General features: G+C 73.0%; 8 protein-coding genes and 1 pseudogene. 2 read left to right on the plus strand and 7 right to left on the minus strand.

Annotated features, from left to right (window positions below):
- Nucleotides 1–456 precede the first annotated feature (456 nt).
- The 3 genes and pseudogenes from HFV08_RS32690 to HFV08_RS04915 all read right to left on the minus strand — a co-directional run bounded on the left by HFV08_RS32690 (nucleotide 457) and on the right by HFV08_RS04915 (nucleotide 6,306).
- Nucleotides 457–1,467 (minus strand): serine/threonine kinase C-terminal domain-containing protein, encoded by a 1,011-nt coding sequence (locus HFV08_RS32690; RefSeq protein ID WP_168536567.1) that lies wholly within the window; start codon nucleotides 1,465–1,467, stop codon nucleotides 457–459.
- Nucleotides 1,468–2,961: 1,494 nt separating this feature from the next.
- Nucleotides 2,962–4,269: pseudogene (locus HFV08_RS31380) on the minus strand (serine/threonine-protein kinase); the annotation flags it as partial.
- A 330-nt stretch (nucleotides 4,270–4,599) separates the two neighbouring features.
- A complete protein-coding gene (locus HFV08_RS04915) occupies nucleotides 4,600–6,306 on the minus strand; it encodes a glycerol-3-phosphate dehydrogenase/oxidase (protein WP_168536222.1) in 1,707 nt (568 codons plus the stop codon).
- Between the two features lie 325 nt (nucleotides 6,307–6,631).
- On the opposite strand from HFV08_RS04915, the gene HFV08_RS04920 reads away from it, so the two are divergent.
- Nucleotides 6,632–7,882, plus strand: coding sequence for a nucleotide sugar dehydrogenase (locus HFV08_RS04920; protein ID WP_168536224.1), 1,251 nt, complete (start codon nucleotides 6,632–6,634; stop codon nucleotides 7,880–7,882).
- A gap of 220 nt (nucleotides 7,883–8,102) precedes the next feature.
- On the plus strand, nucleotides 8,103–8,744 hold the full coding sequence (locus HFV08_RS04925; protein ID WP_168536226.1) for a hypothetical protein: 642 nt from the start codon (nucleotides 8,103–8,105) through the stop codon (nucleotides 8,742–8,744).
- Nucleotides 8,745–8,831: 87 nt separating this feature from the next.
- Here HFV08_RS04925 and HFV08_RS04930 read toward each other — a convergent pair whose 3' ends face one another.
- From HFV08_RS04930 to HFV08_RS04945, 4 genes are all read right to left on the minus strand, one after another.
- Nucleotides 8,832–9,956 (minus strand): GuaB3 family IMP dehydrogenase-related protein, encoded by a 1,125-nt coding sequence (locus tag HFV08_RS04930; RefSeq protein ID WP_168536228.1) that lies wholly within the window; start codon nucleotides 9,954–9,956, stop codon nucleotides 8,832–8,834.
- Between the two features lie 135 nt (nucleotides 9,957–10,091).
- A complete protein-coding gene (guaB, locus tag HFV08_RS04935; protein WP_168536230.1) occupies nucleotides 10,092–11,606 on the minus strand; it encodes an IMP dehydrogenase in 1,515 nt (504 codons plus the stop codon).
- Nucleotides 11,607–11,771: 165 nt separating this feature from the next.
- Nucleotides 11,772–12,347: a sigma-70 family RNA polymerase sigma factor gene (locus HFV08_RS04940; protein ID WP_040252770.1), complete on the minus strand. Its 576-nt coding sequence runs from the start codon at nucleotides 12,345–12,347 to the stop codon at nucleotides 11,772–11,774.
- A gap of 242 nt (nucleotides 12,348–12,589) precedes the next feature.
- Nucleotides 12,590–13,201, minus strand: a complete 612-nt coding sequence (locus tag HFV08_RS04945) for a response regulator transcription factor (RefSeq protein ID WP_003948568.1) — start codon at nucleotides 13,199–13,201, stop codon at nucleotides 12,590–12,592.
- Nucleotides 13,202–13,644 lie beyond the last annotated feature (443 nt).

The raw sequence follows: 13,644 nt of genomic DNA on the forward strand, positions 1-13,644 counted from the left end.
GTGCCGACAGCACCACGTACCGAACGGATCCCACAACTTCCGTTCCCCGCAACAAGCCGCCCAGCTCAGGGGCACCAACTCCCGGGGCCCGAGCGGCCGTTCGACCCCGGTGGAGCCCGCCCGGGGGCCGACCGGAGGCCGAACAGGGGCCTGGCGGAGGGGTTTCGCCCCAGATTCCGGGCGCCTGTTCACGGGGCCGGGGCTCCGGACTCCGCTCAGGCGGGTTCCGGGCCCCGGGCAGACGGTTCCGCTGGGTTCCGCTCGGACGCTGTCCTCTGGGCTCCGCTGGGCGGTCGACCCGACTTCGCTCAGGCGGCCGACCGGGCTCCGCTCGGGGCGTCGACCGGACTCCGGGCGGGCGGATCGCTCGCGCTCCCCGGCTCGGGGCTTCTCCCCGGGCCGAGGACCGCTGCCGACTCAGGCTTTCTTCCCAAGCTTTCGTATCAGGCCTTCTTCTCAGGACTTCTTCGGGGTGAAGGTGTCGGTGAACACCTTCCAGGTGTCGCGGCGCTGGCCGGTGTCCCAGTCCGCGTCCTTCGCCGTGTACATGAGTGCGTAGCCGAGGGTGGGCCCGACCACGAAACCGCGGTCGATGGAGCGGTACTTCACGCCCTTGTCGACGTACGTGAACTCCCAGTCCGCCGTTTCCCAGTCCCGGAAGCCGACCTTCTCTATCCGGATGCGGTGGTACTGCGACCGCTCCATGTACTGCTCCTGGCTGCGCCAGTCCGCGACGGGGTTGTCCTTGGGCGTCGAGGTCCAGCCGACCAGGAGCTTCTGGCCGTCCGGCCCCTCGAAACGGGCACCGGCCGCACTGGTCGAGGTGTACTTCCAGCCCTTGGGCAGACCGATCGAGAAGCCCTGGGAGTGGCGGTAGGTCGTGACGGTGTCCTCGATTCCGCTGCCGCCGTCCGAGCCGCCGTCCCGGCCGGGGTCGTGGCCCTCGCCCGCGTCCTCGCCGGGCTCACTGCCCTCGCCCTTGCCGTCGTCGTCCTTTTCGCCGTCGTCCTTGCCGTCCTCGCCCTTGTCCTTGTCCTTGTCCTTGTCCTTGCCGGTGTCCTGGCCCTGGTCGTCCTGGCCTCCGCTGCCGCCCGCCGAGGTGTTCTTGTCCCCGCCCGGGCCGCCCTTCCCGGCCTGGTCCGAGTCATCGCGCAGGGCCAGCCCGAGCACGGTGGCCACCACCGCGAGCGCCAGCACCGCCGCCGCGATCACCAGCGCCCGGCGCGGCACCCCGGCGAGCGGCGAACCGGAGGATGAGCTGTCCCCTCCGCCACCGGAAGGGGGCCCACTCGGCGCGGCGGGGGTCCCGGCACTGGACCCGGCAGCCTGTCCGGCCGTACCCGAAGCCGATCCGGCACCCGAAGCCGAGGCCGATCCGGAGCCTGAGCCGGAGGCCGGAGCCGCGCCCGAACCGGTGCCGGTCCCCGAAGCCGCCGCGGCGCCCACTCCGGCACCCGCCCCGGCCATGCCGGACAGCACGGCGGTACGGGGATCCGCGGCGGGCCTCGGCGGGGTGGTCGCGCTCCCGGCGCCTGAGGCACCAGCGGCACCCGAAGCGGCAGCACCTGAAGCGGCAGCCGCACCCGCGGAGCCCTTGGTGCCGGTGCCGGTGCCAGAAGCGGCCTTGCCGGAGGCTCCGGTGCCCGAAGTCCCTTGGCCTGACGTTCCCTTGCCCGACTTCGCGGAGCCGGACTCCGCACCGCCGGTCCGCGCGGAGCCGGACTTCGCGGTACCCGTGGAAGGCGAGCCCGAGGCGGGCGCGCCTGAACCCGAGGTGGGCGCGCCTGAAGCCGCCGTACCCGAGGTGGACTGCGCGCCGGGCTTCCCGTTGCGTGCGGTGGCCGCCGCGGCGGCACCGGTGAGGTGCACCGTCCGCGGATCGGCGACGGGCTTGTCCCCGGCGGCGGACTCGCCCTCGGGGGCGGACTCGCCGTCCCCGGCAGACGCCTTGTCCCCGGCGGCCTTGTCCTCGGTAGGCACCGCGTCCCCGGCGGAGACCTCGTCCTCGGAACTGCCGTTCCCGCCCTCGGACTTCGTCTTCGCCCCGGTGTCCGAGGAGCCCTTGCCCTCGGTCCCGGACGTCGCCCGGGCGCCTCCCGCTCCCGCGAGGTCCTTGCCCAGGGCCAGCGTTCCGCCCTCGACGGCGGCGACGGTACCCACGGCCGCGGCTGCCTTGCCCGCACCGTGGTCCGAGTCCGAGTCCGAGACCGAGCCCGATTCCCGGCCCGTGCCCTCGCCGGAACCGCCCGGGGAACGGCCGTCCTCAGAACCGTCCCCGTCGGGACCGCCCTCGCCAGAGGCTTCCTTGCCGGACGCCTCCGTGCCGGAACCGCGCTCTTCAGCGCCGCCCTTCTCCGAACCGCTCGCTTCCGGACCGCTCGCCTTCGAACCGCCCGCCTTCGAACCGCCCTTGTCCTCAACGGACTTGTCCGCCCCGGGCACGCCGAAGGCCGCGTCGACCAGATCCGTAGCCGGTGCCACGTCATCCGCGACGGCGGAGTCTTGAGAGCCGCCGGATCCGGCAGAGTCGGCAGAACCGCCGGATCCGGCAGAGCCACCGGAGTCGGCAGAACCCTCAGGCTCACCGGACTCACCAGACCTACCGGACGTACCCGAAGAGCTGCCGGACGTCCCCGGCTCGGCGGAATCAGCCCCAGAAGCCCCCTGGCCCGAGCTGCCCGAACTGCCCGAGTCCGAAGAGCTGACCGCGGGCAGCACAGCCGTCCTCGCCACCTCGGCCACCGGCTTCGAGTCTCCGGCTTCCCCGGCCTCTGCCGCGACCCCCGCGCCTGCCTCGGCCCCTGACGAGCTGTCGGCCCCGGTCGCGTCCTCCTTCGGCACGTCCTCGGCCAGGCCGCCGGTGACAGCCGTGCCCGAGGCGGCGCCCACCGCCGCGTCCAGGCCGCCGAGTCCCGCAAGGGTCTTCCTGTCCTGGGCGAGCTGCTCGGCCGACTTCTCCTGAGCGCCCGGCTGAGCGGCCGGCGCGGCCGGCTCTTCCGCGGTGACCGGGGCGGCGGTCGGCCTGTCCGGCGCGGAAGGGCCCGCCGGGGCCCCCGCGCCCGTACCGGCGCCGCGCTTCGGGAGGCGTGAACCGCCGCTCTGCCGGCTCTGCTTGGTCCGGCTCTCGCCGGAGCCGCCCGCGGCCTTGCGTACCGCGCGCAGGGCGCCGCGCAGGCGCTCCGCGACGTCCTCGGAGCGCTTGCCCGAGGGGGCCGGAGCACCCGGCGCCGCCGTGCTGCCCGCCGCGGCGGACGCGGAGCCCTCGGTGGCGGGGGCCGGGCCGAAGCCGCCCGCGGACGGGGCCGGGCCGGTGGCCCCGGTCTCCCGGGCGGCGTCGCCCGGCGGGCGGGTGGGCGGCGGCGGGACCCGCAGATGGTGGGTGGACCGGTCGGACCTGGGCGCGGGCGCCGGTTCGGGGGCGTGCACCAGGGCGGTGAGCAGGGCGCGGGCGCCCGCGTCGTCGAGGCGCTGGCCGGGGTCCTTGGCGAGCAGTCCGTAGATGACCTGGGAGAGCTTCTCGCCCGCGTTCTTCGGCGGTTCGACCGGCTCGGTCATCACCGCGGTGAGGGTGGCGATGGCGGTGCCCTTGTCGTAGGGCGGGCCGCCCTCCACCGCCGCGTAGAGCAGGCCGCCGAGGGACCAGAGGTCGGCCGCGGGGCCGGGCTTGTGGCCGCGGGCGCGCTCCGGCGAGATGTAGGAGGGGGCGCCGACGAGCATGCCGGTGGAGGTGATCGAGGGGTCGCCCTCGACCTGGGCGATGCCGAAGTCGGTGAGCACGACCCGGCCGTCCTCGGACATCAGGACGTTGGAGGGCTTCACGTCCCGGTGCAGGATGCCCTCGCGGTGCGCCGAGCGCAGCACGTCGAGGACGGCGAGGCCCACCTCGGCCGCGCGGCGCGGGGTGAGCACGCCGTCCTGCCGGATCACGTCCGCGAGGGACTTGCCCTCGACCAGCTCCATCACGATCCAGGGGCGGTCGTCCTCGTCCACGACGTCGTAGACGGTGACCGCGCTGGAGTTGCGGATCCGCGCGATCGCCTTGGCCTCGCGCAGGGTGCGGGTGATCAGGCGGCGCTTGTCCTCGTCGTCGATGGCGGACGGGAAGCGCAGCTCCTTCACGGCGACCGAGCGGCCCAGCGTCTCGTCCAGCGCCCGCCACACGGTCCCCATGCCACCGCGGCCGAGGACGTCCTGCAGCCGGTAGCGACCGGCGAGGAGACGTTCCCCCTTGTCCTGACGGGTCGCCCCCGTCTTCTCCGCCTCCGACATGAGTCCCCTCTGCACCGTGCTCGCAACCCGCCCCGAAAGTGCCACCATTGTCCCTCACGCGGGGACCGCGCGGCGCCGCAGGGTCCGCCGTCCCGCATCATGGGCACACCCCGGCGCCCGGCACCAGTGGCCCGGCCGCCCCGCACCACCGCCACCCAAGCGCCGCCCACCGCCCCGGCGCCCCCGCCGAGTTCACGCACCGCGCCGGGGGTCCGGTTCCCGCCACGCGCCCGGCGCCCGTCGGCCACCGGGGCCGAACCCGCCCTGCCCGGCGTCGAGTTCGGTCCCGGAGCCGCTGCCGCGCGGGTCCGTACGGGCCCGGGTGCCCGGCTACAGCGGCACGATGTCCGGCGCCCCGAGCCGGGCCGCGTCCGCGGTCAGGTCGTCGGGCTGGCGCTGGGACTCGCGCTCGGCCTCGACCCGCTTCTCGTAGTGCGCGACCTCGCGGGCGATCTGGTCCTTGTCCCAGCCGAGGACCGGGGCCATCAGCTCGGCCGCCTCCTGGGCGCTGCGCGCACCGCGGTCGAAGGTCTCGATCGAGATGCGGGTGCGGCGGGTGAGGACGTCGTCGAGGTGGCGGGCGCCCTCGTGCGAGGCGGCGTAGACGATCTCGGCGCGCAGATAGTCCTCGGCGTGCTTCAGCGGCTCGCCGAGGCTCGGGTCCTCGGCGATGAGGGCCAGCACCTCCTCGGTGAGCGAGCCGTACCGGTCGAGGAGGTGCTCGACGCGGACCACGTGCAGACCGGCGCGCTGGGCGAGGCGGGCGCGGGCGTTCCACAGCGCCCGGTACCCCTCCGCGCCGACCAGCGGGACGTCCTCCGTCACGCAGTCGGCCACCCGCTGGTCGAGTCCGTGCACCGCCGCGTCCACCGCGTCCTTCGCCATCACCCGGTAGGTCGTGTACTTGCCGCCCGCGACCACCACCAGGCCGGGCACCGGATGCGCCACGGTGTGCTCGCGCGAGAGCTTGCTGGTGGCCTCGGACTCCCCGGCGAGCAGCGGCCGCAGCCCCGCGTAGACGCCCTCGACGTCGTCCCGGGTGAGCGGGACCGCGAGGACGGAGTTCACATGCTCCAGGAGGTAGTCGATGTCCGCGCTGGAGGCCGCCGGGTGCGCCTTGTCCAGGTCCCAGTCGGTGTCGGTGGTGCCGACGATCCAGTGCCGGCCCCAGGGGATCACGAAGAGCACGGACTTCTCGGTGCGCAGGATCAGCCCGGTGCTGGAGTGGATGCGGTCCTTGGGGACCACCAGGTGGATGCCCTTGGACGCGCGTACGTGGAACTGGCCGCGCTCGCCGACCAGGCCCTGGGTGTCGTCGGTCCACACCCCGGTGGCGTTGACGACCTGCTTGGCGTGGATGTCGTACTCGCCGCCCGCCTCGACGTCCTCCACCCGCGCCCCGACCACGCGCTCGCCCTCGCGCAGGAAGCCGGTGACCCGGGCCCGGTTGGCGACCTTGGCGCCGTAGGCCCCGGCGGTGCGCACCAGGGTGGCGACATAGCGGGCGTCGTCCATCTGGGCGTCGTAGTACTGCAGGGCGCCGACCAGGGCGTCCTTGCGCAGGCAGGGGGCGACCTGGAGGGCGTGGCGGCGGCTGAGGTGGCGGTGCATCGGCAGGCCCCTGCCGTGGCCGCGGGCCATGGACATCGCGTCGTAGAGGGCGACGCCGGAGCCCGCGTACCACCGCTCCCAGCCCTTGTGCTGCAAGGGGTAGAGGAAGGGCACCGGCTTGACCAGGTGCGGGGCGAGGCGCTCCAGGAGCAGTCCGCGCTCCTTGAGGGCCTCGCGCACCAGGGTGAAGTCGAGCATCTCCAGATAGCGCAGCCCGCCGTGGATCAGCTTGCTGGATCTGCTGGAGGTGCCGGAGGCCCAGTCGCGCGCCTCGACGATGCCGGTGGCCAGGCCGCGGGTGACCGCGTCCAGGGCGGTGCCCGCGCCGACCACACCGCCGCCCACGACCAGTACGTCGAGTTCCTTCTCGGCCATCGCCGCGAGCGCCTCGGCCCGCTGCTCCGGGCCCATTGCCGCTGTCCTCACCGCTGCCTCCCGTCGTCCGCCGCCCCGGCCCACACCTGGTGGCGTGTGCCCGGACTCCAGTCCCCCATGCCGAAGATTCTGACCGCCCCGCCCGAGTTCAGCCACCACGCCACCGCCGCCTGTGGACAACTCCGGAGCCACATCCCGGACCAGGCAACACACGTCAACTTCTGTCCGCGCAATACACCAAAACGGTCATATTTACTCCTAGTGTGACAGTGCGCTGGTCCACCTTGTCCACAGGGCTTGCGTTAGCGAATCACTCCGGTTATGGGGTCGGCGCCAGCACCGCACCGCGGGCCCCGAGGGAAGGACGGCCACCGACATGCCCGCAGACCTCGCCGTCATCGGACTCGGTCCCCTCGGGCTCCCGCTGGCCCAGGCCGCGGTCAGGGCCGGGATCCCCACCCTCGGCTACGACCCGGGCCGCGCCCCCGCCACCGGCCAGCCGACCGCCGAACGCCTCGACAGCGGTGCCCTCAGCCCCGCCGACCTGCGCCGGATGCTCGCCGGGGGCTTCCACACCACCACCGACCCCGCGGAACTCGGCCGGGTGCGCACCGCCGTCATCTGCGCCCCCACCCCGCGCAGCGCGCACGGCCCGCTGGACCTCGGCCAGGTCACCGAGGCCGCGCGGGTGCTCGCGACCCGGCTGCGCCCGCACACCACGGTCATCCTCGAATCCCCGGTACCGCCCGGCACCACCGAGGACACCCTGCGCCCGCTGCTCGAACAGGGCTCGGGCCTGCGCGCCGGCACCGACTTCCACCTCGCCTACGCCCCGAGCCGCCTCGACCCGGGCAGCCGCAGCCACTCGCACTCCAACACCCCGCAGGTCATCGGCGGCCTCACCCCCGCCTGCACCGAGTCCGCCGCCGCCTTCTACGCCCGGCTCACCGAGAAGGTGGTACGCGCCCGGGGGCTGCGCGAGGCGGAGACCGTGCAGCTCCTGGAGACCAACTACCGGCACGTCAACATCGCCCTGGTGAACGAGATGGCCGTGCTCTGCCACGAGCTGAACGTCGACCTCTGGGACGTCGTGCGCTGCGCCGAGACCAAGCCCTTCGGCTTCCAGGCCTTCCGCCCCGGGCCCGGCGTCGGCGGCCACGCGGTGCCGCAGGAGCTCGCGGGCCCGCCGCATCTGGTGCGCCCGCTGCGGATGGTGGAACTCGCCCAGCAGATCAACGACCACATGCCCGCCTACGTCGTGCAGCGGGCCGCCGCCCTGCTCAACGAGCACGGCAAGTCCGCCCGCGCCGCCCGCGTCCTGCTGCTCGGCGTCACCTACAAGCCGGACCTCGCCGACCAACAGGGCTCCCCCGCACGGGAGATCGCCCTGCGCCTGACCGACCTCGGCGCCTCGGTGAGCTACCACGACCCGCTGGTCCCCTCCTGGAGCGTGCTCGAACGCCCCGTCCCGCGCGCCGAGTCGCTCTACGAGGCCGCCGCCGACGCCGACCTGACGATCCTGCTCCAGCAGCACCGCACGTACGACCTCCAGGGCCTGTCGGTGAAGGCCCAACTCCTCCTGGACACCCGGGGAGCCGCACCGCCCGGCGCCGCCCAGCGGCTCTGAGCGCGGGCCGCGCGGAGGGGCACCATCGCGGCGCGGAGCGGCCGGACGCCGAGGCGCGGAGCCGCCGGACGCCGTGGCACGGGGCGGCCACAGGCCCGCAACGGCCTTGTCCCCAGAGGGCGTTAATCCGATAAGCCCGACGGTTCCGACTGCTAATCTGCGACGAATCAGTCTGCGGCGACCCGCAGTTGCCCACGCGCGAATCCGGGGGACCCTTCCTATGAGCCACAACTACCCGCCACCCCAGCCGCCGAACAACGGGCCCTGGGGACCGCAAGGGGGACCGCAGGGAGGCGGCCACTGGGGACCGCAAGGGGGCGGCCCGCCGCCGCAGGGATTCCCGCCGCAGGGCTTCCCGCCGCCCGGCCCCCAGCAGGGCTTCCCGCCGCAGGCGTACCCGGGCGGCCCCTACCCGCCGCCGTACGGACCCCGGGGCCGCCGCGAGAACCCGGCGCTCGGGCTCGCCCTCGGCTTCGCCGCCTCGGCCCTGGCGGTCGTCCTCTACGCGATGATGATCGACGACGCCCAGGAAGAGGACCTGCTCGGCTGGCTCGGCCTGCTGATCGGCCCCGCCATCGGCTTCCTGGTCGGCCTGACCGGCGGCCGCAACCCGGTGCTCCCGCTGGTCAGCGCCGCGCTCGGCCCCCTCGTCGTCTACTTCGGCCAGATCCTCGGCCTGTGCCTGCTGCTCACCGGCAACACCGACCAGGCCATGGACCTCTTCTTCGAGGACTTCGACAAGGTCAGCGACCTCTGGTCGCACGGCATGGAGGACTCCAACACCGTCTACATCGTCTGCGCCGGGGTGGGCGGACTGCTCGCCGCCCTCGGCGGCGGCCGGATCGGCCGCACGGGCCGGTAACCGGCAGCCACCCGCGACGGACAAGAGCCCCGGGCCCCACTCTCGTACGTACGAGGATGGAGCCCGGGGCTCTTGGTGTCCGTCCCGTCAGCGCTTGTGCTGCGAGTCCGCGACGGTGACCTCGACCCGCTGGAACTCCTTGAGCTCGCTGTAGCCGGTGGTCGCCATGGCGCGGCGCAGGGCGCCGAAGAAGTTCATCGAACCGTCCGGGGTGTGCGAGGGACCGGTCAGGATCTCCTCGGTGCTGCCGACCGTGCCGAGGTCGACCCGCTTGCCGCGCGGGACCTCCTCGTGCACCGCCTCCATGCCCCAGTGCACGCCGCGGCCGGGGCCGTCGGTGGCGCGGGCCAGCGGGGAGCCCATCATCACCGCGTCGGCGCCGCAGGCGATCGCCTTGGGCAGGTCGCCGGACCAGCCGACGCCGCCGTCCGCGATGACGTGCACGTACCGGCCGCCGGACTCGTCCATGTAGTCGCGGCGGGCGGCGGCCACATCGGCGACCGCGGTGGCCATCGGGACCTGGATGCCGAGGACGTTGCGGGTGGTGTGCGCGGCGCCGCCGCCGAAGCCGACCAGGACGCCCGCGGCGCCGGTGCGCATCAGGTGCAGGGCCGCGGTGTAGGTGGCGCAGCCGCCGACGATGACCGGGACGTCCAGCTCGTAGATGAACTGCTTGAGGTTGAGCGGCTCGGCCGCCGAGGAGACGTGCTCGGCGGAGACCGTGGTGCCGCGGATCACGAAGATGTCGACCCCGGCGTCCACCACGGCCTTGGAGAACTGGGCGGTGCGCTGCGGGGAGAGCGCGGCGGCGGTGACCACGCCCGCGTCCCGCACCTCCTTGATACGGCGGCCGATCAGCTCCTCCTGGATCGGCGCGGCGTAGATCTCCTGGAGGCGCTGGGTCGCCTCCGTCTCGTCCATGCCGACGATCTCGTCGAGCAGCGGCTGCGGGTCCTCGTGCCGGGTCCACAGGCCTTCGAGGTTGAGCACCCCGAGTCCGCCCATCTCGCCGATCCGGATCGCGGACTCCGGGGAGACCACGGAGTCCATCGGGGCCGCGAGGAAGGGCAGTTCGAAGCGGTAGGCGTCGATCTGCCAGGCGATCGAGACCTCCTTCGGGTCCCGGGTACGGCGGCTGGGGACGACGGCGATGTCGTCGAAGGCGTACGCCCGGCGGCCGCGCTTGCCGCGCCCGATCTCGATCTCAGTCACGTGTGTGGCCTCTCCTCATTGCTGAAGCGCCGGTATCGCTTTTCCGCGCCGGGGTTCAGTATCGCCGACGCATGCCGCAGGGGCGGCCCCGGGGAAACCCCGTACGGGAGACCGCCCCTGCACGCCCTCGGGTGCTCAGCGCCTGCTGGTGTAGTTCGGTGCCTCGACGGTCATCTGGATGTCGTGCGGGTGGCTCTCCTTGAGGCCCGCCGAGGTGATCCGTACGAACCGGCCGTTGGCCTGGAGGTCGGGCACCGTGCGCCCGCCGACGTAGAACATCGACTGGCGCAGGCCGCCGACCAGCTGGTGGACGACCGCGGAGAGCGGGCCGCGGTAGGGCACCTGGCCCTCGATGCCCTCGGGCACCAGCTTGTCGTCGGAGGCGACGCCCTCCTGGAAGTAGCGGTCCTTGGAGAAGGAGCGCTGCTCGCCGCGGGACTGCATCGCGCCGAGCGAGCCCATGCCGCGGTACGACTTGAACTGCTTGCCGTTGATGAAGAGCAGCTCGCCCGGCGACTCCTCGCAGCCCGCGAGCAGCGAGCCCAGCATCACCGTGTCGGCGCCCGCGACCAGGGCCTTGGCGATGTCGCCGGAGTACTGCAGGCCGCCGTCGCCGATGACCGGGACGCCCGCCTCCTTCGCGGCGAGCGAGGCCTCGTAGATGGCGGTGACCTGGGGTACGCCGATGCCCGCGACGACGCGGGTGGTGCAGATGGAACCGGGGCCCACGCCGACCTTGATGCCGTCGACACCGGCGTCGATGAGGGCCTGGGCGCCGTCGCGGGTGGCGATGTTGCCGCCGATGACGTCGGCTCCGCCCGCGTTCGACTTGATCTTGGCGACCATGTCGCCGACCAGCCGCGAGTGGCCGTGCGCGGTGTCCACGACGATGAAGTCGACGCCCGCCTCGACCAGCGCCTGGGCCCGCTCGAAGGCGTCCCCGGCGACACCGACCGCGGCGCCGACGACGAGGCGGCCCCCGGCGTCCTTGGCGGCGTTCGGGTACTTCTCGGCCTTCACGAAGTCCTTGACCGTGATGAGGCCCTTGAGCACGCCCGCGTCGTCCACCAGCGGCAGCTTCTCGATCTTGTGGCGGCGCAGCAGCTGCATCGCGTCCACCCCGGAGATGCCGACCTTGCCGGTGACCAGCGGCATCGGGGTCATGACCTCGCGCACCTGGCGGGAGCGGTCCGACTCGAAGGCCATGTCGCGGTTGGTGACGATGCCGAGCAGCTTGCCGCCGCCGTCGGTGACCGGGACGCCGCTGATGCGGAACTTCGCACAGATCGCGTCGGCCTCGGCGAGGGTGGCGTCCGGGTGCACGGTGATCGGGTCGGTGACCATGCCGGACTCGGAGCGCTTGACCAGGTCGACCTGGTTGGCCTGGTCCTCGATGGAGAGGTTGCGGTGCAGCACGCCCGCGCCGCCCTGGCGGGCCATGGCGATCGCCATCCGCGCCTCGGTGACCTTGTCCATCGCCGCGGACAGCAGCGGGACGTTCACCTTGACGTTCTTCGAGAGGTGCGAGGCGGTGTCGATCTCCTCGGGCGCCATGTCGGACGCACCCGGCAGCAGCAGGACGTCGTCGTAGGTCAGCCCGAGCGTCGCGAATTTGCCGGGCACTCCGACATCGCTGTCCTGTGCAGTCATGACACCTTCCCCAATAGCCTTGATCGGTGCGGATGTCCATGCTAACGGCCTTTGGCGGCGTCGGATTCCACCAGCCGGATCACCGCCCGGATTCGTGCGAAGCTCCGAGGCCGGGCGCACGGCGCCGGATCCCGCCGCCCGCGACGGCCGGTCCGCCGCCCGCGGCTACTGCTCCGCGAGCGCCCGCAGTCTGCTCAGCGCGCGGTGCTGGGCGACCCGGACCGCACCCGGGGACATCCCGAGCATCTGACCGGTCTCCTCGGCGGTGAGGCCGACCGCGATCCGCAGCAGCAGCAGCTCGCGCTGGTTCTCCGGGAGGTTGGCGAGCAGTTTCTTGGCCCACTCGGCGTCGCTGCTGAGCAGGGCGCGCTCCTCCGGGCCGAGCGAGTCGTCCGGCCGCTCGGGCATCTCGTCGGAGGGCACCGCGGTCGAGCCGGGGTGGCGCATCGCGGCGCGCTGGAGGTCGGCGACCTTGTGCGCGGCGATCGCGAAGACGAAGGCCTCGAAGGGGCGCCCGGTGTCCTTGTAGCGCGGCAGCGCGAGCAGCACCGCCACACAGACCTCCTGCGCCAGGTCCTCCACGAAGTGCCGGGCGTCACCGGGCAGCCGGGAGAGCCGGGTGCGGCAGTAGCGCAGCGCCAGCGGGTGCACATGGGCGAGCAGGTCGTGTGTCGCCTGCTCGTCACCTTCCACGGCGCTTTGGACGAGCGCACCGATCGTCGTCGTCTCGTCGTCGCGCATCGGTCCATGGTGCCTTGGCGGCGCCGCGCCCGTGGCACCGCGTCCATAGTTGTGCATCGAAGCGTTATGAGCAGGTGCGCCGGAACTCATCCGCTGCGCCCTCCCCTCCCGCTCGGCCGGACTGTCCCCGAGGAACTCCACACCTCAAGGATGCGGCATCGGGCGGGAAACGAGCAGCGGGCGTACGCCGTCCCGCCCGCCGGGCGGCGGGCGGGAGCCGAGGAACACCCGCGGCGGCGCACTCAGCGCACCAGGCCCCAGCGGAAGCCGAGGGCGACCGCGTGTGCGCGGTCCGAGGCCCCGAGCTTCTTGAACAGGCGCCTGGCGTGGGTCTTCACGGTGTCCTCGGAGAGGAACAGCTCGCGGCCGATCTCCGCGTTGGAGCGGCCGTGGCTCATCCCCTCGAGCACCTGGATCTCGCGGGCGGTCAGCGTCGGGGCGGCGCCCATCTCGGCGCTGCGCAGCCGGCGCGGGGCCAGCCGCCAGGTCGGGTCGGCGAGCGCCTGGGTGACCGTGGCCCGCAGTTCGGCGCGGGAGGCGTCCTTGTGCAGATAGCCGCGGGCGCCCGCGGCGACGGCGAGCGCCACGCCGTCCAGGTCCTCGGCGACCGTGAGCATGATGATGCGGGCGCCCGGGTCGGCGGAGAGCAGCCGCCGGACGGTCTCCACCCCGCCGAGGCCGGGCATCCGCACATCCATCAAAATCAGATCGGAGCGGTCGGCACCCCAGCGGCGGAGGACTTCCTCGCCGTTGGCCGCCGTCGTGACGCGCTCGACGCCGGGCACGGTTGCCACCGCACGGCGGAGCGCCTCTCGGGCAAGCGGGGAGTCGTCGCAGACGAGGACGGAAGTCATGACCGCCCTCCGCAGCTGATGCGCGTCACCTTGAGCCTCCAGGCTGGGTACGAATCGTCACCTGTGCGGTTGCTGGCCCCTCGACGTCCCGGCATTCAGACAAATGCCCGAGCGCTTGCGCCTTCAACCGCCTACGGGACTCTCAACGACGGTCACCCGAAAGAGTTACGGGCCCGGGGTGAGGTTTCAGCACTCTCCGTAAGGACGCGCACACGGTACGGAGATCGGCGGCCGTCGACGCCATGACCAGGCATTTCGGAACCGGCTATGCCCCATTCAGCGCCTTTTCTTCCCTTTGGCTGGTGTCTGCGACTAGATTCGCAAGAGTCATATTTTCATCTCCTTAGACAATCATTGTGCGACTGTGGGCCACTCTGCGTGTCCGCGCAGCTCCCCGGCCGCCGTGATCACCGCGAACCCGCGCGACCGCGACCACCGCTACG

Origin of the sequence: Streptomyces physcomitrii, from assembly GCF_012273655.1 — a bacterium.
GTDB lineage: Bacteria > Actinomycetota > Actinomycetes > Streptomycetales > Streptomycetaceae > Streptomyces > Streptomyces physcomitrii.